Here is a 16,684-nt window from a genome sequence, read left to right as displayed (position 1 = left end):
GACGTAAAGACGCCGTTCAACGGAATTCACCCAAAAAGTGGGAAGCTGACATATGGCAAATTCGCCTCAATCGAAAAAGCGCGCCCGCCAGACCGAGCGGCGCACTGCCGTCAACAAGGCGCGCCGGTCGCGCATCCGCACCTTCCTCCGGAAGGTTGAGGAAGCGATCTCGTCGGGCGATAGCACGGCTGCAACGACGGCGCTGCGCGCTGCACAACCTGAACTGATGCGTGGCGTCACGAAGGGCGTGTTCCACAAGAACACGGTTGCACGGAAAATGTCGCGTCTTTCGGCGCGCGTGAAGGCAATCGGCTAACTTTAAGCCGATTACAATTAATGCGGAAAAGACGAAGCCGGGAAACCGTGCTTCGACTTTTTCTGTGTCGTGACGGCCACGGCTGCACCCAGACTGAAATTGGGCAGATTTATTTATCTTAAATCGAGTAAATCTTTGATTTCAGATGATAAAAACAACCACTCTCGGATTCGGTCGATTTGATTCACAGTGTCAATACGATTGATCTGTTGCGCAGATTGAAGCCGGATTGCTAATGTCAGCAAGCGATTCACATCGTCTTTGGGGGACATGAGATACGCGCTTCTTGCAGACTCTGGCCGGTTGCACCCAACCAGCCCGAGCAATCACGACATCTGCGCAGGAAGCACTGTGTACGTATCGGAAACACGAGGGGCAATTCGTGTGTCCGAAATCTGTCTGGTCAGGCTGTCCTGATCCGACAGAGCATGTCCAATTCTCCGCTGTCAGCGGGGCTGCGGTTCTGAGGGATACCTCTGCCGCGCCACGTTTGGCGACAGCACGCGTTAAGTCTGTTTGGACGTAGGGGCACCCGGCTCTTGCGCACAAACAAGGCGTGCCGCAAGGAGGTCCCCCCGAAGATGGTCGTGGACCGAGGCACACAGGGGCAAGCCGGCGATCTTTTTGGGCCGGAAATTTGGATGAGCAGGAATGACAAACGACACTTGGGGGGAGGTTCAGGACGCGCTTCTGAAATCCATGGGCGAAGACAACTACAAGACCTGGATCCGCCCCCTGAAATTTGATGCCTGCGAAAATGGCGTTGCCATGTTCAATGTTCCGACAAATTTCATTGGCACGTGGGTGAACCGGAATTACGGCGACCAAATTCTGCGCCATCTGCACAAGGCTGGCGCCGATGTGCGCCGCATCCAGTTTGAAGTCTCGACCGAACCCCGGCGGCGCGAGTCGCCCGCAGCGGCCCCCGATCAACCGGCTGCGGCCGCCGCCCCCACATCCGCCATATCGGCACCGGCGCAGCCCGCCGCTGACCGGGTCGCATCGGCAATGATTCAACCCGCCTCCGAGGCCTCCGGTGACAACCAGCTTCCCGGTGGCTCGCTTGATCAGCGGTTTACCTTTGACAGCTTCGTGGTCGGCCCGCCGAACGAATTGGCCCACGCCGCCGCCCGCCGGGTGGCCGAAGGCGGCCCCGTGACCTTTAATCCGCTGTTTCTGTATGGCGGCGTCGGTCTGGGCAAGACCCACCTGATGCATGCGATCGCGTGGCAAATGCGCCTGCGCGATCCCGAGCTTCGCATCGTCTATTTGTCCGCCGAGCAGTTCATGTATCGCTTCGTGCAGGCCCTGCGCGATCGCGATATGATGACCTTCAAACAGCTGTTCCGCTCGGTCGATGTGCTGATGGTGGATGACGTGCAATTCATCGCCGGGAAAGACAGCACTCAGGACGAATTTTTCCACACGTTCAATGCTTTGGTTGACCAACAGAAGCAGATCATCATTTCGGGCGACCGCGCCCCGGGTGAGATGAAGGACATGGAAGACCGGATCAAATCGCGCCTGCAATGCGGCCTTGTCGTCGATCTGCACCCCACCGATTATGAACTGCGCCTTGGCATCTTGCAGCAGAAGGTCGATCTGTACTCCAAGCAATATCCCAGCCTTGCCATCGCCAATGGGGTGCTGGAATTTCTCGCCCATCGCATCTCGACCAACGTCCGGGTCCTTGAGGGTGCGCTGTTGCGTCTCTTCGCCATGGCCTCGCTGGTCGGGCGTGAGATCACGCTGGAAATGACCCAAGACTGCCTGTCCGACATCCTGCGGGTGTCCGAACGCAAGGTCACCGTCGAAGAAATTCAGCGCCGGGTGTCCGAGCATTACAACATTCGCCTCAGCGAATTGATCGGGCCAACGCGGGTTCGGACCGTGGCCCGGCCCCGGCAGATTGCCATGTATCTGTGCAAAACCCTGACCAGCCGCTCCCTCCCGGAAATCGGGCGGCGCTTTGGCGGCCGCGATCACACCACCATCATGCATGGGGTGAAGCGGATCGAGGAACTTAAAGGCAAAGACAGCCAAGTCGCCGAGGATCTGGAGCTTCTGCGCCGCAGCCTAGAAGCCTGATCTCGCAATTCAAACCCGCTGTCTGAAATCCTGCATTTTGGTGCAGGAAAGGGCTTGTACCCCGGACAGAATCAAGTAGCGTCACAGTCCCTTGTGACTGAAGGAACGGCCGCATGAAACTGAGTATCGAGCGTGGAATTCTGTTAAAAGCCGTAGCTCAGGCACAATCCGTGGTCGAGCGCCGCAACACCATTCCGATCTTGGCCAATGTCCTGATCGAAGCCGAAGGCGACAAAGTCCGCTTCCGCGCCACCGACCTCGACATCGAAGTGGTCGATGCCGCCCCGGCCATGGTGCATCAAGCTGGTGCCACCACCGTGGCTGCGGTCACCTTGCACGAAATCACCCGGAAATTGCCCGACGGCGCACTGGTGGAACTATCCGCCGACCCGCAGACCGGCATTCTGACCGTCGCGGCTGGACGGGCGCATTTCAAACTGGCCACCCTGCCCCGCGAAGATTTCCCGGTCATGGCCAATTCGGAATATTCGGCGACCTTTACCGCCCCCGCGCCCATGCTGCGCCGCTTGTTCGACAAGTCGAAATTCGCCATTTCGACCGAAGAGACCCGCTATTACCTTAACGGCGTCTACCTGCATGTCTCGGAAAATGAGGGCGATCCGGTCCTGCGCTGCGTCGCCACCGATGGTCACCGTCTGGCCCGAATCGACGCGCCCCTGCCGCAAGGTGCCGACACCATGCCCGGCGTAATCGTGCCCCGCAAAACCGTGGGCGAATTGCGCAAATTGCTTGATGATGACGAGGCCGAGATCGAAGTGTCGGTGTCCGACACCAAGATCCGCTTCGCCACCCCGGCGATCACCCTGACCTCAAAAGTCATCGACGGCACCTTTCCCGACTACACCCGGGTCATTCCGGTGGGAAACACCCGCAAGATGGAAGTGGATGCCGCCGATTTCGCCCGCGCCGTCGACCGGGTTGCCACAGTGTCCTCAGAACGCTCGCGCGCGGTCAAGCTGACCTTGGATGAAGACCGTCTGGTCCTGTCGGTCAACGCCCCTGACAGCGGTGCCGCCGAAGAGGAACTCTCGGTCGCCTATGCCGATGAGCCGTTGGAAATTGGCTTCAACGCCAAATACCTGCTGGAAATCGCCAGTCAGGTGGATCGCGAAAATGCCGTCTTCCTGTTCAACACGGCCGGCGATCCGACCCTGATGCGCGAAGGCACCGACCTGTCCGCAGTCTATGTGGTCATGCCGATGCGGGTCTGACCCCGCATCCGCACCGCCTTTGGGGGCCCGGATGAGCCTTGCCCTCACCCGTCTTGATCTGTCGCATTTCCGGTCGCATCGCCGGACCACGCTGGATCTTGATCCGCGCCCGGTGGCGATCTTCGGACCGAACGGGGCCGGAAAAACCAATCTGATCGAGGCAATCTCTTTGCTTTCGCCGGGCCGGGGCCTGCGCCGCGCCACCAGCGATGATCTGGCGCGAAGCCCGGACAGAATCGGCTGGCGCATCGTTGCCGACCTGACCCACGGCCCCCGCCAGCATCAGATCGACGCCCGGGCCGAGGCCGGCAGCCCCCGCCAAACCCGTATCGATGGCAAAGCCGCGCCGCAAAATGCGCTTGGCAGCCTGCTGCGCATCCTCTGGCTGGTGCCCTCCATGGATCGGCTTTGGTCCGAAGGCGCCGAGGGCCGTCGCCGGTTTCTTGACCGGATCGCCCTCAGTTTTCAGCCCGGCCATGCCGACGCGGTGCTGGCCTATGACAAGGCGATGCGCGACCGCAACCGGCTGTTGCGCGATCAGATCACCGACACCCGCTGGTACGCCGCGCTGGAATTTCGCATGGCCGAGGCCGGAACCGCCCTTGCCGCCAACCGCGCCGCCGCCATCGCCCGCCTGCAACAGGCCCAGACTGGCGCGATCACCGCGTTTCCGGCCGCCGATCTGGCCCTGTCCGATCCCGCGCCCTTTGCCGATGCCGCCGCCTTTGCCGCTGCCCTTGCCGACGCGCGCCCGGGCGACTTGCGTGCCGGACGCAGCCGGGTCGGGCCGCACCGCGTCGATCTTGACGTCACCTTTGCCGCCAAGGCGATGCCCGCCGCGCTGTGCTCCACCGGCGAACAGAAAGCCCTGCTGATTTCCCTGATCCTCGCCAATGCCCGGGCGCTGGCCGAAGATACCGGAACCGCGCCGATCTTGTTGTTGGACGAGGTCGCGGCCCATCTGGATGCTGACCGCCGCGCCGCCCTTTATGACGAGGTTTGCACCTTGGGCGCCCAAGCCTTCCTGACCGGCACCGGCGCCGAATTGTTCGACAGTTTGGGCAACCGCACCCAGCGGCTTGAGGTCACCGAAGTCGACGGCGAAAGCCGGGTCCGGTGCCCAGATCGTTAAACAGCGCGTTATGTGTACAGCACCAAATAGCGCCCAATCCCATAGACATAGAGCAGCGTGAACATCACGTTAATATATTTCAACTGCGGCTCGTTGCGCAGCCACGCGCAGTAAATCCAAATCAAACAAAACGGCAGACTGAAGACCATCGCGCCAAACTGCCAGCCTTGCACCACACAAATTGTACTGCACAGGCCCAATGCGAAGGCAAGCCACTTCAACTGCTGCTCAAAAGCCGCAAATCGGGTTAAAAACATCGTCAAAAACTTTCCGGAGATCGGCGCCGTGAACCCGGCGTTCCGATGCCTATGCGATACCGCAGTCCCCGGCGCAGAACAAGTTCAGTGGCACCGCATCTCAGAGGCCAGCCATGACCATCGCGCGAATTTTCACCGCCTTTTCAAAATGATCCAGTCGGTGCTGCCGGATCCACCACTCCGCAGCCTCCATCAGCAACTCGGGATCATCGTTACGGTTTGCGAAGAACGCATAGAACGATACCCCGACCCCCTCGCCCTTTGCCGCGATCTTGGCCGCGCAGACGGTGGTGATCTTGGCTCTCAAACTTGGCTGCATTTGGCGTCCTCCGCAGGGTCTGCGCCTGCTAACACGGTCCAAGCCGGTGCGCCAATTGACAGAAATTAACCTGCGCCCTAGCGTGCCCCTCCCGATTGCCGCGCCAGGAGCCTCAGAATGATCTTTAAGGATAAATTGCACACCACCACCGATCGTCTGAGCATGATGATGGTCGCCATTCCTTCGGCGACCGTGGTTCAGGCCGTGGCCGCCGGCGGCGCCGATTGCGTCATGCTGGATCTGGAGCACGGCGCAATCGACTATGGCGCGCTGCATGCCATGATCGCGGCCACGGCGGGCACCGATTGCGCGCCGCTGGTGCGGATCACCAAATTGGACGACGCCCATGTCAAACGCGCCCTCGATCTGGGGGCCGAAGGACTGGTCTTTCCGCTGATCCGGACCGCAGAAGATGCCGCTTGGGCGGTGTCCTCCATGCATTATCCGCCCAATGGCCACCGCAGTTTCGGCCCGTTCATGGCCGCGGCCCGCTATGGTCAAGACATGGCCGGCTATGCGGCGGACTTTGCCAAGCGCGGGGTCTGCATCCTGCTGGCCGAAACGCTGGAGGCGGCCGAGAATATTGAGGCGATCTGCGCTGTGCCCGGGATCGATGCCATCATTCCGGCCCCCTATGACCTGTCGACCGCCTTGGGCATTCCCGGTCAGTTCGATCACCCCGACTTCCTAGCGCTGATCGGGAAGATGGAGGCCGCCGTCCTCAAAGCTGGCTTGCCTATGGGCACCATCGCCATGGACCCGGACCGCGCCGATGCGGCCTTCGCCAAGGGCAACCGGATCATCGCCGGAGTTGATGTGTTGATGCTGCGCACCTTGGCCACGCAGATGCAAGGCTGGTGCCGAGACTGACCCGCCCGGCCTCACCCCGACACTTGGTCCGACGAAAGTCCGATAAAAGTCCGACAGAGTTCCGACGCTGTTTGTCTCACCTTCAGGCGTGGCTCCAAAGTGATTTAGGTAAGCCCGAATGACGGTCACATTTGCCGATCTCGGGCTTTATGCTGCGGGCCTGTTTGTCCTATTTCTGACCCCCGGCCCGGTCTGGCTGGCCTTGATCACGCGCGGCATGTCCGGCGGCTTTCATGCGGCATGGCCGCTGGCCTTGGGGGTTGTGATCGGCGATGCGCTCTGGCCGCTTCTGGCAATCCTCGGCGTGTCGTGGATCGTATCAGAATTCAATGGTTTCATGACCTTACTGCGCTTTGCCGGGGCCGCGATGTTTTGGTTCATGGGCCTCAACTTGCTACGCCATGCGGATCGGCGCATCTCAGCCGATAGCCGCCTGACTCAACCGGGAATGCTGGCCGGGTTTCTGGCGGGGGTCGTCGTCATCCTCGCCAACCCGAAGGCGATCCTGTTTTACATGGGGATCTTGCCGGGCTTTTTTGACCTCACCCGGGTCACTGTCCAAGACATTACCGCTATCGTCCTGATTTCAATCGCAGTTCCACTGATCGGCAACCTAATTTTTGCCGCGTTCATTCACAAGATCCGGCGTTTTCTGACCACGCCGCGTGCCTTCCGGCGGACCAATCAGGTGGCCGGGATCCTCATGCTTTTGGTCGGCTGCATCATCCCCTTCACGTGACGCCGATTTCTGCCGCCGACCGCGTGACATTCCCGCCGCCTTGGCCTATAAAATGACGATCTTATGAAGGGCGTTTTTCATGGCTGAAGCAGCACCGATCCCCGAAGAATACGGAGCCGATTCGATCAAGGTTCTCAGGGGCTTGGAGGCCGTCAGAAAACGGCCCGGCATGTATATCGGGGATACCGATGACGGCTCGGGCCTACACCATATGGTCTATGAGGTGGTGGATAACGGCATCGACGAGGCGTTGGCAGGTCATGCCGACGCGGTGAACGTAAAAATTCACGCCGACAGCAGTGTCTCGATCTCAGATAACGGTCGCGGGATCCCCGTCGGCATCCACGAAGAAGAAGGCGTCAGTGCCGCCGAGGTCATCATGACCCAACTGCACGCGGGCGGTAAGTTCGACCAGAATTCCTATAAGGTTTCCGGTGGCTTGCACGGCGTCGGCGTGTCAGTGGTCAATGCCTTGTCCGATTGGCTGGAACTGCGCATCTGGCGCGACGGCAAGGAACACGTCGCCCGCTTTGAAGGCGGCGATACCGTCGAACACCTGCGCGTCGTCGCCGAAACACCCGGGCGCACCGGAACCGAAGTTCGTTTTCTCGCCTCGACGTCCACGTTCTCCAACCTGGAATTCAGCTTCAAAACGCTGGAAAATCGCCTGCGCGAACTGGCGTTCCTGAACTCTGGCGTGCGCATCATCCTCGAGGACGAGCGACCGGCCGAGCCCTTAAGATCCGAGCTGTACTACGATGGCGGCGTCAAGGAATTCGTCCGCTATCTTGATCGCTCCAAGACCGCGCTGCTGCCAGAACCGATTTATATCACTGGCGAACGCGACGGCATCACCATCGAAGTCGCGATGTGGTGGAACGACAGCTACAATGAGATGGTGCTGCCGTTCACCAACAACATCCCGCAACGCGATGGGGGCACCCATCTGGCCGGCTTCCGCGGCGCGCTAACCCGGACCCTCAACCTATATTCCAGCGCGTCCGGTCTGGCCAAGCGCGAGAAGGTCACCTTTACCGGCGACGACGCCCGTGAAGGCTTGACCACGGTGCTATCCGTCAAGGTGCCGGATCCGAAATTCTCGAGCCAAACGAAAGACAAACTCGTCAGCTCCGAGGTTCGACCAGCCATCGAAGGCCTGCTGAACGAAAAGCTGTCCGAATGGTTCGAGGAGCATCCGGCCGAGGCGAAAATCGTCCTGACCAAGATCATGGACGCCGCTCTTGCCCGTGAAGCCGCCAAGCGCGCCCGCGAACTGACCCGCAAGAAATCCACGCTCGATATCGCGTCTCTGCCCGGCAAACTGGCAGATTGTCAGGCCCGAGATCCCGAAAGCCGCGAAGTCTTCATCGTGGAGGGAGACAGCGCCGGAGGCTCTGCCAAACAGGGCCGCAGTCGCGTCAATCAGGCGGTTTTGCCACTGCGTGGTAAGATTCTCAACGTCGAACGGGCCCGCTTTGATCGGATGCTGGGCAGTCAGGAAATCGGAACCCTGATCACCGCCCTTGGCACCGGCATTGGCCGCGATGAATTTGACATCACCAAGCTACGGTATCACAAAATTATCATCATGACCGATGCGGACGTCGACGGCGCCCACATCCGGACCCTTCTGCTGACCTTCTTCTTCCGGCAAATGCCGCAAGTGATCGAAGGCGGATATTTGTATATCGCGCAGCCGCCCCTGTTTAAGGTGGCGCGTGGCAAGTCCGAGGTCTATCTGAAGGATCAACCCGCGCTCGATGACTACCTGATCGAGATGGGCGTCGATGGCGCGATGCTGCGCTTGGGCAACGGCGAAGAAATCGTCGGGCAAGATTTGCGGCGCGTGGTGGAAGATGCCCGCAACGTCCGCCGAGTTCTGGCCGCCTTCCCGACCCATTATCCCCAACATATCCTCGAGCAGGCCGCCATTGCCGGCGCATTTCTGCCCGGTCAGGTCGATGCAGACATTCAAGGCACCGCCGACGCGATCGCGGCCCGGTTGGACATAATTTCAACCGAATATGAACGCGGTTGGAAAGGGCGCCCCACCCAAGACCGCGGCTTGCGCCTGATCCGGGCCTTGCGCGGCGTGGATGAAGTGCGGACGCTCGACGGTCCGGTGCTTCGCTCGGGCGAAGCGCGACGACTGGGCGGCATGACCCAAGCGTTGCAGGATCTCTACCAGCAACCAGCCACGCTGATGCGTCGCGACCGGGGCTTGCCGATCCACGGCCCCATCGACCTGCTGACCGCCATCTTGAACGAAGGCGAAAAGGGCCTGTCCTTGCAACGATACAAGGGCTTGGGCGAAATGAACCCGGATCAATTGTGGGAAACCACCCTCGATCCGGAAGCGCGCACCTTGTTGCAGGTCAAGATCGAAGACGTCGCAGAAGCTGACGACATTTTCACCAAGCTGATGGGCGATGTGGTCGAACCGCGTCGGGAATTTATCCAGACCAACGCTCTCAACGTCGAGCATCTGGACTTCTGAGGGCTATCAGAACAGATCAAAATCAGCGACGCGCAAGACCCGTGCGCGTCGCTGCGTAAGGCTGGATTGAGGCCTCATAAGGTCGCGACATTGCAATCAACCCGACACGCAAACAAAGCGCCGGATGACGGCACTAAGTTACTGACACTTCGGCCTTTTCGATCAGATCAGGGCGCGACACTTCGTTGGTCGCCACCCTGACAATGTCGCTTACTCGGCTGAAAGACCGTGCATCAATTGACGCACGGCATCCACATCCCAGCGCAGAAGATCTGAGTCAGCCGCATCCTTCCGCATCAGCGATGTACTGACCACGATGCCGTCGGCAATTTCCAGCGCGCGCTTGGCGTTGTCACCGTTGATGCCGCCGCCAATATACAATGGGCGCTTCACCCCGGCCTGACGGACAGCGGCGATCTTGGCGCAGCTGTCGTCAAACGAGTCGCCGGTCAGGACAATAGCATCTGCGCCCATCCCCTGCGCCCATCCAGCCGCGGTCGCGTCATTCACTCGGCTCAGCGCGACCGAGGTGCGGTCATGAACGTCGGCCATGATGGCAATGTCACGGCGGTTCAGATCTTCCCGGCAGGCCTCAGCTTGTACGGACAACGCATTGCGGGTTCCTTCCGCGTTCACCGACGTCCCGACGAAAACCTTGAGACGCACGAAATCCGCGCCACAAGCATCGGCGATGCACAACGGCGCGACGGCGTCATGCGCCTGAACGATTATGCCCAGCATAACATCCGGGTGCGCCTGCTTGAACACGCGCCCCAGCGCCGACATCCGCGCGATCGTCTGCGCGCTGGCGGATCCTTCCTGCCGGGTTTCGTCCTGAATCTTGATCGCGGTAATCCCGCCGGTCACAAAGGCTTCGGCATTCGTCAGCAGGTAATCCTCATACCATGACATGGGCATCACGTCCGGGCCACGGAATGGCGGAAATTGCAACGCGGCCACAACGGACGGAAGACGGGCGGGAACACAAGTAGACGACATTAAAACCTCGATCAGGGTGAAAGGGCGCGCCGAAAATGAATGATGTACGGTGCGCGACTATCCGTTAACCTGACATCGATCGCTCTTGAGTCAATCCCTAAAAGGTTTTTTCAATGTCCACTTTGAAAGCAATAACAAGACACCGCCAGATCGTAGAAATGCTGGGCACGGATGGGCGGGTGGACGTCATCAACCTCAGCGAAACGCTGGGTGTCTCGACGGTGACCGTGCGCGCCGACCTACTTATATTGGAAAAATCCCAGATTTTGCGCCGAGTACGCGGCGGTGCGATTGCGATGCGACCAAGCAGATATGAACGCCCGGTCGATCTGAATGCGTCGTTGCGCGGGGCTGAGAAGACGGCGATTGCTGCCATCGCCGCCGACATGATCCGCGACGGTGAAACCATCCTTATGGATACAGGTTCGACCATCGCAGCCCTTGCGGGCCTTATTCCTGACAAGCTGACGGACCTCGCAGTGGTCACAAATTCGCTTAATGTGGCAATAGAACTGTCTCCGCGCCCAAATATTACGGTGATTGTCACCGGCGGCACAGTGCGCCCCAAGCTGAATTCGTTGGTGTCGCCGTTCGGAACGCTGCTTCTGGATCGGGTCAACGCGGACGTTGCTTTCATCAGCTGCGCGGGGGTGGATACCGTTAAAGGTTTTACCAACAGCAACTGGCACGAAGCCGAGATCAAACAAAAGATGATGGCAGCTGCGAGCCGTGTGGTGATGCTAGCCGATCATTCCAAACTCAAGCACGTGGCCACCGCAAAGATTGCCGACCTTGACCAAGTAGATCTTCTGATCACCGACCAAGGCGCATCTCCAGCCGCGGTCAAAGAGTTGCGCGCCGCCGGACTGGAAGTGGTATTGGCATAATAGCTCTGCTAATAGTAAATTTTCGAAAGAAATTTCTTATCGAGACTTTTCTTGCCACGGCAGGTCATTGCCCGACAATATGACGGCGCTGGACCTCGGGCGTGCCGCTCTGAAATTCAGCCCGAAATACACTCTCCGGCAAAGGACCCCCCCATGCCTCTGGATACTCCGGCTGCAACGCCGATGCTTGACGATATTGTCCGGCAGCCCGATCTTCTGGCCGATCTTCTGGCCCGCCAAGACGAACTCACCCAATTTGCCCGCGCCCATCTGCACCCAAAGGGGAACGGCGCCGTCCATGCCTATGGCAGCGGCGACGGATGGTTCGCGGCCCGTGCGGCCCTGCCCGGCCAGACGATGGGCGGATGCCGAACATATGCCTCGGCCAGCATGGATTTCCTGCTGACCGTCGCGCCGACCCTGACACAGAACGACCGTGCCCTCGGCATCACCATGTCAGGCGGGGTGGATCGCAGCCTGCAATCGGCCGAAGCTGCGCTGGAAGTCGGCCCGATTGCCGCCCTGCTGACCAATCGCGATGGCGGACGCGTCGGCGCCTTGGGCCTTCCGCGCCTTCAGCTGGGCATTGACGATATTGGCAAGTTCCTCTGCGGCACGTCCAGCTACACGGCGACCGTACTGGCCCTGTCGATGCTCTGCGACAACGCGCCCTTGCCCGCCGCCCTATCCAGCGCCTTGCCAGACCTGCCGGACTTTATCCGCACCACCACCGCTCAGACCGCAGCGATCGCCGATCAAGATGGAGAATCCCTAGCCGGAATACGGTTCCTTGGCACGGGACATGCGGTGGCAACCGCCGATTACGGTGCCGCGAAAATGGTTGAAGTAACCACCGTCCACTCTTGGAGTGACGAGTTGGAAGAGTTTGCGCACCGGCAGTACTGGTCGCTCGATCGCGGCGAAATGGTCGTTTTACTACCGCATTCCGCCCGCGCGGCCGAGTTTGCCAATTCTGCCGCCGACGCATTGGCGCGGCTGGGCGTCATCACCGTGGCGATCGAAAGCTCTGACACGCCGGTACCCGCTGCAACACACCGCATCCAAACACCCGGCGGCAGCGCTGCACTGCCTGTCACTCAGGCCATCGCGCTGCAATTACTGGCGTATCACTTGGGTCGCACCAATGGCACCGACCCCGACCGCCGACTGCATCTGAAAGACGATGTCGATAAGTTCACCGTGTCGCGCCTGCTGACCCGCAGATCGTTGCTCGGCACCGGAGAATAGCGTTATGACCCGCCCCTCCGTCGACATTGTCGGCTACGCCTCGATTGATGACGTCGAGACAGCCGACGGAAGCCGCCACGAAAGCATCGGCGGAGGGGCCATTTACGCGGCGCTTTCTGCGGTGCGCCTTGGGGTCACGCCCCGGCTGTGTATCGCCATCGGGGACGACTTTCCCGATGCTTGGCTCGACCGGTTGTCCGCCCAAGGTCTTGACGTGTCCGCGGTCGAACGGCGGGCCGGGCCGTCCAGACGCACACGGGTCGTCTATGGTCAGAACGAAGCCCGCCAGGATAGCGCCGCCCGGTCGCCGGAATGGTGGGACCGCACGGCGGCATTGGCGCCGCCATTGCCACCGGGCGCCGAGACCTGCCTGTTATGCCCCCTCCCGCTTCACCTTCTTCCCCAGATGCGCGCAGCGGCACCGGGCCTTTTAATTGCCGATACCAGCGAGGCCTTCGCCGCCCCCGGCCCGTCAGCCCTGCCACAGTTCGCCGGGATTGATGTGTTTGCGCCCAGCTTGGACGAGGCGCAGCTTTTAACCGGCGAAACAGATGAGGCCCGGATCATCGCCTGCCTGACCACTGTTGCCCCACGCCTGCTTCTCAAACGCGGCGTGCGCGGACTACTGCACTGGCAGGACGGCGAAACCCGCATCTGTGCGCCGCCACCACGCACCGCAATTGATCCCACCGGCGCAGGGGATGCAACGGTCGGGGCAATCACAGCAGCCATCGCCCTTGGATGCAGTGTGGATGCCCAACTTCGCGCCGGCGCGGCGGCCGGCGCGTTAGCGGTCAGCAAGACTGGCCCCGACGCGCTGTGGTGAGAAAGCACAGCTTTCTGCTTTCGCTTTATTCTGTCACAAAAGTACATAGCGGTAAGATAAGTTTGTACAAAAATTAGGCATAGCGAACATAAAGACTTATAAACGTGATTTATTTTATGAGTTAATTCACTCAACACTCCGTCATTTCGATGTCTTATTTTCTTCACATCAACTTTCGTTTTCTTTTTTTTATTACAAAGCAAAAAATTTTCTTGCCGCGAACCGAAAGTTCTCGAACAGTTCGGGTTACGCAAGTCGAGAGAATCCATGATCGAAAAATTGACCGCCTCTTGGGTGCTGGATGGCACCAGCAACACCCACAGTCTAATCCGCAACGGCGAGGTCCTGTTCGAGGGCGACACCATCTTGCGTGTGGGTCCGCAAAGCAATCGTCCGGCAGACAAGACGACCGATTGCGGACGCGCGTTGATCGCACCGGGATTTGTCGATTTGAATGCCCTCGCCGATGTTGACACGACCGTCCTCGGCGTCGGCGCTCCCCGCGACCCAAGAGACACCGCATGGAGCCGGGACTATGCCGAGAACAACCGCGCCACCGTTCTCAGCGCCGTTGACCGGGAAACCTCGGTCAGGATCGTTTTCTCCCAACTGCTGACCTCGGGCATCACGACGGCCCTGCCGGTCACCTCACTTCTTTTCCGGGACTGGGCCGAAAGCGGCGAAGAGTTTCAGAGCATCGCCCAGATCGGCCAAGACATCGGCCTGCGGCTTTGCCTAGGTCCCAGTTTCCGAAGCTCTGTCAACGTGGTCGAGCGAACCGGCGATTTTGGCCAGTACGCCCGGGACGATTTGGGCCGTCACGGCTTGGAAGATGCCATCTCATTCATTCGCGACTGCCAAGACTTCGGTCCGCTGATCTCGGGCTTGTTGGTTCCCTCGACCATCGACACCTGCTCTGACGACCTGATCCGCCGCACCGTTGATGCCGCCAATGACCTTGACGTGCCGTTCCGTCTGCACTGTTGCCAGTCATTGCACGAAGCGAACATCATCTGGGCGCGATCCGGACGGTCCTCCATCGCGCATCTGGCGCATTTGGGCGCACTCGGCCCCAAGGCACTGCTGCCGCATGCGGTCACGCTAGGTGGGCCCGAGGCCGACCCAGATCTCACGCGCGCCGATATCGATCTTCTGGCAGACAGCGGGGCCGTGGTGGTGCATTGTCCCCTTGTGATGGGACGGGGCGGTGGCCGACTTCAATCGTTCGGAGCTTTCAAAGACCGCGGCATTGCCATCGGCCTCGGCACCGACACGGCACCACCAAACATGCTGATGAACCTTCAGATGGGCTTGGCGATGGGCCGGATCGACGGCAAGGCCGAATGCAACCCCGCCGATTTGTATCATGCCGCCACGATTGGCGCCGCTGATGCCATCGGGCGGCCTGATATCGGACGGTTAGCGGCAGGCCACAGAAGTGATATCGTCGTATGGGATATGGCCGCACCAGAGGTCCAGCCGGTCTTCGATCCGCTGGAAGCGCTGTTTCTGATGCCGCCGGGCCAACGTGCGCGCCACGTCTGGGTCAATGGCGCAGCCTCGGTCACGGATTTCGCCCCGGTGGCCGCCCTGCCCGACGATCCAGTCGGCCAGATGGCGCGTATATTTGACACGCTTTTACACAGCTACACCGAACGCAACTGGCGCGGACACACGTCCGCCCAGATTTTTCCGCCCGCACGCAGCTAACCAAAAAAAACATCAACAGAGAGGTATAAAAAAATGACCCTGCACACCCCATCGCGATTGGCCCGGCAGTTGATGCTGTCTTCGGCGATTGCTCTGTCCTTGGCCGCCACCGTGCCCGTTGCGGCCATGGCTCAGGACAACGAGACCATCACCATCGCTTCTGCCAATGACATCACCAGCCTCGATCCGCATATGCTGGACTCCAACCATCCCACCGGGTCCGTGATCTGGTCGATTTTCGACAGTCTGGTGCGCCGCGCCCCCGATGGCAGCACAGAACCCCGGCTTGCCACCTCATGGGAACGGATCGACGACGTCACGTGGCGGTTCAACCTGCGCGAAGGCGTAACGTTCACGAATGGCGAGCCCTTCAATGCCGAAGCCGTCAAAATCAACATGGAGCGGATGAACACCACGCCTTGGGCAACCGTCCAACAGTTGCACGACCAGACCGGCCTGATCGAGGTGAACGTTGTCGACGATTACACCATCGAACTGGTTACGGAAGCCCCAACCGTCAATATGCTGTATTGGCTGGCCGAGGCTTTCATCGGCGCCCCCCAGTATCTGACCGACACCGCCGCAGACAAGGTGGCCTCTGAACCGGTCGGATCAGGCCCATACAAGCTTGATTCATGGAACCGCGACGACCGCCTGACCTTGGTTGTGAACGACACCTATTGGGGCGACGCGCCTGACGCCGAAACAGTGGTGTTCCGGGTGGTGCCAGAGACATCGTCCCGCCTGAACGAACTTCGTGCTGGCACCGCAGATGTCATCGTGGACATCACCCCCGACACCGCCGGTCAAGCCGACAGTGACATCAGCGAAGCGGTCTATGTTGAGGGCCTGCGCAAGATGCACATGGGCATCAACATTGAGGGCGAGCAACCGGCTTTGAAGGACATCAAGGTCCGCCAAGCGCTGAACCATGCCGTCGACGTGGACACGATCATCACGGCGTTGCTTGACGGCAAGACCGTGCCGATCCCGTCGATCGTCAATCCCCCCAACAACAACCCGGACTTGGCGGCGTTTGATTACGATCCCGAAAAGGCCAAAGCCCTGCTTGCAGAGGCTGGCTATGCCGATGGCTTTCCTCTGACCATCCAATATTCCACCCGCTTCGCCGGCGGCAAAGAAGTGTCCGAGGTCGTCGCATCCTACCTTCAGCAAGTCGGCATCGAGCCCACGGTTGAAGCGGTCGAGCTTGGCCAATTCCGCCAAATGCTGTCCGGCAGCAGCACCAAAGGCATCTACTTCATGGGCTGGGCCGCGCTGATCAACCCCTCGGTGGAACTGGTGATCCTGACCTGCGGCCATGTCGACAATTCGTCCGGCTATTGTAACGAAGAGTATGATGCGCTGGTGCACGAAGCCGCACAGACACTGGATGATGACGCGCGTCTGGCACTGGAATTTGAGGCCCAGCAGACGGTCTGGAATGACGCGCCTTGGCTCTACATGTGGCGTCTGCCGGTGGTCTTCGGCAAAGCCAACAACATCACCTACGACTTCCGGGCCGACAACTATGTCGAGCCCTATCTGATGACCACGGAATAAG

15 protein-coding genes are annotated in these 16,684 nt (G+C 60.1%); 12 read left to right on the top strand and 3 right to left on the bottom strand.

Translation table 11 applies throughout. The annotated features are described in order from the left end of the window. Positions 1–52: 52 nt before the first annotated feature. The 4 genes from rpsT (at position 53) to recF (ending at position 4,768) form a co-directional block, all read left to right on the top strand. Positions 53–316: a 30S ribosomal protein S20 gene (gene rpsT / locus BV911_RS11235; RefSeq protein WP_086053711.1), complete on the top strand. Its 264-nt coding sequence runs from the start codon at positions 53–55 to the stop codon at positions 314–316. Positions 317–967: 651 nt separating this feature from the next. Continuing rightward, positions 968–2,404 (top strand): chromosomal replication initiator protein DnaA, encoded by a 1,437-nt coding sequence (dnaA, locus tag BV911_RS11230; protein WP_086053710.1) that lies wholly within the window; start codon positions 968–970, stop codon positions 2,402–2,404. Between the two features lie 113 nt (positions 2,405–2,517). Further along, complete coding sequence (gene dnaN, locus BV911_RS11225; protein ID WP_086053709.1) at positions 2,518–3,636, top strand: DNA polymerase III subunit beta; 1,119 nt, start codon at positions 2,518–2,520, stop codon at positions 3,634–3,636. A 31-nt stretch (positions 3,637–3,667) separates the two neighbouring features. Further along, positions 3,668–4,768, top strand: coding sequence for a DNA replication/repair protein RecF (recF, locus tag BV911_RS11220; RefSeq protein ID WP_086053708.1), 1,101 nt, complete (start codon positions 3,668–3,670; stop codon positions 4,766–4,768). An 8-nt stretch (positions 4,769–4,776) separates the two neighbouring features. Here the strand turns inward: recF and BV911_RS11215 are convergent, their stop codons facing one another. Beyond that, entirely contained in the window at positions 4,777–5,025 is a 249-nt protein-coding gene (locus BV911_RS11215) for a peptidase (RefSeq protein WP_086053707.1), read from the bottom strand. A gap of 100 nt (positions 5,026–5,125) precedes the next feature. After that, a complete protein-coding gene (locus BV911_RS11210; protein WP_086053706.1) occupies positions 5,126–5,344 on the bottom strand; it encodes a DUF6500 family protein in 219 nt (72 codons plus the stop codon). Positions 5,345–5,461: 117 nt separating this feature from the next. Here BV911_RS11210 and BV911_RS11205 point away from each other — a divergent pair, with 117 nt between their 5' ends. From BV911_RS11205 to gyrB, 3 genes are all read left to right on the top strand, one after another. Continuing rightward, entirely contained in the window at positions 5,462–6,214 is a 753-nt protein-coding gene (locus tag BV911_RS11205; RefSeq protein ID WP_086053705.1) for an HpcH/HpaI aldolase/citrate lyase family protein, read from the top strand. 118 nt (positions 6,215–6,332) lie between these two features. Beyond that, entirely contained in the window at positions 6,333–6,953 is a 621-nt protein-coding gene (locus BV911_RS11200; protein ID WP_086053704.1) for a LysE family translocator, read from the top strand. Between the two features lie 79 nt (positions 6,954–7,032). Then, positions 7,033–9,450: a DNA topoisomerase (ATP-hydrolyzing) subunit B gene (gyrB, locus tag BV911_RS11195; protein WP_086053703.1), complete on the top strand. Its 2,418-nt coding sequence runs from the start codon at positions 7,033–7,035 to the stop codon at positions 9,448–9,450. 210 nt (positions 9,451–9,660) lie between these two features. Here the strand turns inward: gyrB and BV911_RS11190 are convergent, their stop codons facing one another. After that, positions 9,661–10,362 carry a BtpA/SgcQ family protein gene (locus BV911_RS11190; protein WP_205963846.1) on the bottom strand — a complete coding sequence of 234 codons (702 nt, stop codon included), beginning with the start codon at positions 10,360–10,362 and terminating at the stop codon, positions 9,661–9,663. A 200-nt stretch (positions 10,363–10,562) separates the two neighbouring features. Between BV911_RS11190 and BV911_RS11185 the strand changes: the two genes are divergently transcribed. The 5 genes from BV911_RS11185 to BV911_RS11165 all read left to right on the top strand — a co-directional run bounded on the left by BV911_RS11185 (position 10,563) and on the right by BV911_RS11165 (position 16,683). Next, on the top strand, positions 10,563–11,336 hold the full coding sequence (locus BV911_RS11185; RefSeq protein ID WP_086053701.1) for a DeoR/GlpR family DNA-binding transcription regulator: 774 nt from the start codon (positions 10,563–10,565) through the stop codon (positions 11,334–11,336). A 153-nt stretch (positions 11,337–11,489) separates the two neighbouring features. After that, positions 11,490–12,584, top strand: coding sequence for an SIS domain-containing protein (locus BV911_RS11180; protein ID WP_086053700.1), 1,095 nt, complete (start codon positions 11,490–11,492; stop codon positions 12,582–12,584). 4 nt (positions 12,585–12,588) lie between these two features. Further along, on the top strand, positions 12,589–13,410 hold the full coding sequence (locus BV911_RS11175) for a carbohydrate kinase family protein (RefSeq protein ID WP_086053699.1): 822 nt from the start codon (positions 12,589–12,591) through the stop codon (positions 13,408–13,410). Positions 13,411–13,677: 267 nt separating this feature from the next. Further along, entirely contained in the window at positions 13,678–15,120 is a 1,443-nt protein-coding gene (locus tag BV911_RS11170; protein WP_086053698.1) for a chlorohydrolase family protein, read from the top strand. Between the two features lie 33 nt (positions 15,121–15,153). Further along, positions 15,154–16,683, top strand: a complete 1,530-nt coding sequence (locus BV911_RS11165; RefSeq protein ID WP_086053697.1) for an ABC transporter substrate-binding protein — start codon at positions 15,154–15,156, stop codon at positions 16,681–16,683. The last annotated feature ends 1 nt before the right edge of the window (position 16,684 follow it).

This window comes from Pseudoruegeria sp. SK021 (assembly GCF_002119405.1).
Taxonomy (GTDB): Bacteria; Pseudomonadota; Alphaproteobacteria; order Rhodobacterales; family Rhodobacteraceae; genus Meridianimarinicoccus.
This window is presented reverse-complemented; position numbering and strand designations above follow the sequence as displayed.

What these genes read in the sequence shown, in the direction of transcription:
- BV911_RS11215 (WP_086053707.1), bottom strand. Translation starts at nt 5,025, where the DNA reads ATGTTTTTAACCCGATTTGCGGCTTTTGAGCAGCAGTTGAAGTGGCTT.
- BV911_RS11165 (WP_086053697.1), top strand. Translation starts at nt 15,154, where the DNA reads ATGACCCTGCACACCCCATCGCGATTGGCCCGGCAGTTGATGCTGTCT.
- BV911_RS11185 (WP_086053701.1), top strand. Translation starts at nt 10,563, where the DNA reads ATGTCCACTTTGAAAGCAATAACAAGACACCGCCAGATCGTAGAAATG.
- BV911_RS11190 (WP_205963846.1), bottom strand. Translation starts at nt 10,362, where the DNA reads ATGTCATGGTATGAGGATTACCTGCTGACGAATGCCGAAGCCTTTGTG.
- dnaN (WP_086053709.1), top strand. Translation starts at nt 2,518, where the DNA reads ATGAAACTGAGTATCGAGCGTGGAATTCTGTTAAAAGCCGTAGCTCAG.
- recF (WP_086053708.1), top strand. Translation starts at nt 3,668, where the DNA reads ATGAGCCTTGCCCTCACCCGTCTTGATCTGTCGCATTTCCGGTCGCAT.
- dnaA (WP_086053710.1), top strand. Translation starts at nt 968, where the DNA reads ATGACAAACGACACTTGGGGGGAGGTTCAGGACGCGCTTCTGAAATCC.
- BV911_RS11200 (WP_086053704.1), top strand. Translation starts at nt 6,333, where the DNA reads ATGACGGTCACATTTGCCGATCTCGGGCTTTATGCTGCGGGCCTGTTT.
- rpsT (WP_086053711.1), top strand. Translation starts at nt 53, where the DNA reads ATGGCAAATTCGCCTCAATCGAAAAAGCGCGCCCGCCAGACCGAGCGG.
- gyrB (WP_086053703.1), top strand. Translation starts at nt 7,033, where the DNA reads ATGGCTGAAGCAGCACCGATCCCCGAAGAATACGGAGCCGATTCGATC.
- BV911_RS11175 (WP_086053699.1), top strand. Translation starts at nt 12,589, where the DNA reads ATGACCCGCCCCTCCGTCGACATTGTCGGCTACGCCTCGATTGATGAC.
- BV911_RS11170 (WP_086053698.1), top strand. Translation starts at nt 13,678, where the DNA reads ATGATCGAAAAATTGACCGCCTCTTGGGTGCTGGATGGCACCAGCAAC.
- BV911_RS11205 (WP_086053705.1), top strand. Translation starts at nt 5,462, where the DNA reads ATGATCTTTAAGGATAAATTGCACACCACCACCGATCGTCTGAGCATG.
- BV911_RS11180 (WP_086053700.1), top strand. Translation starts at nt 11,490, where the DNA reads ATGCCTCTGGATACTCCGGCTGCAACGCCGATGCTTGACGATATTGTC.
- BV911_RS11210 (WP_086053706.1), bottom strand. Translation starts at nt 5,344, where the DNA reads ATGCAGCCAAGTTTGAGAGCCAAGATCACCACCGTCTGCGCGGCCAAG.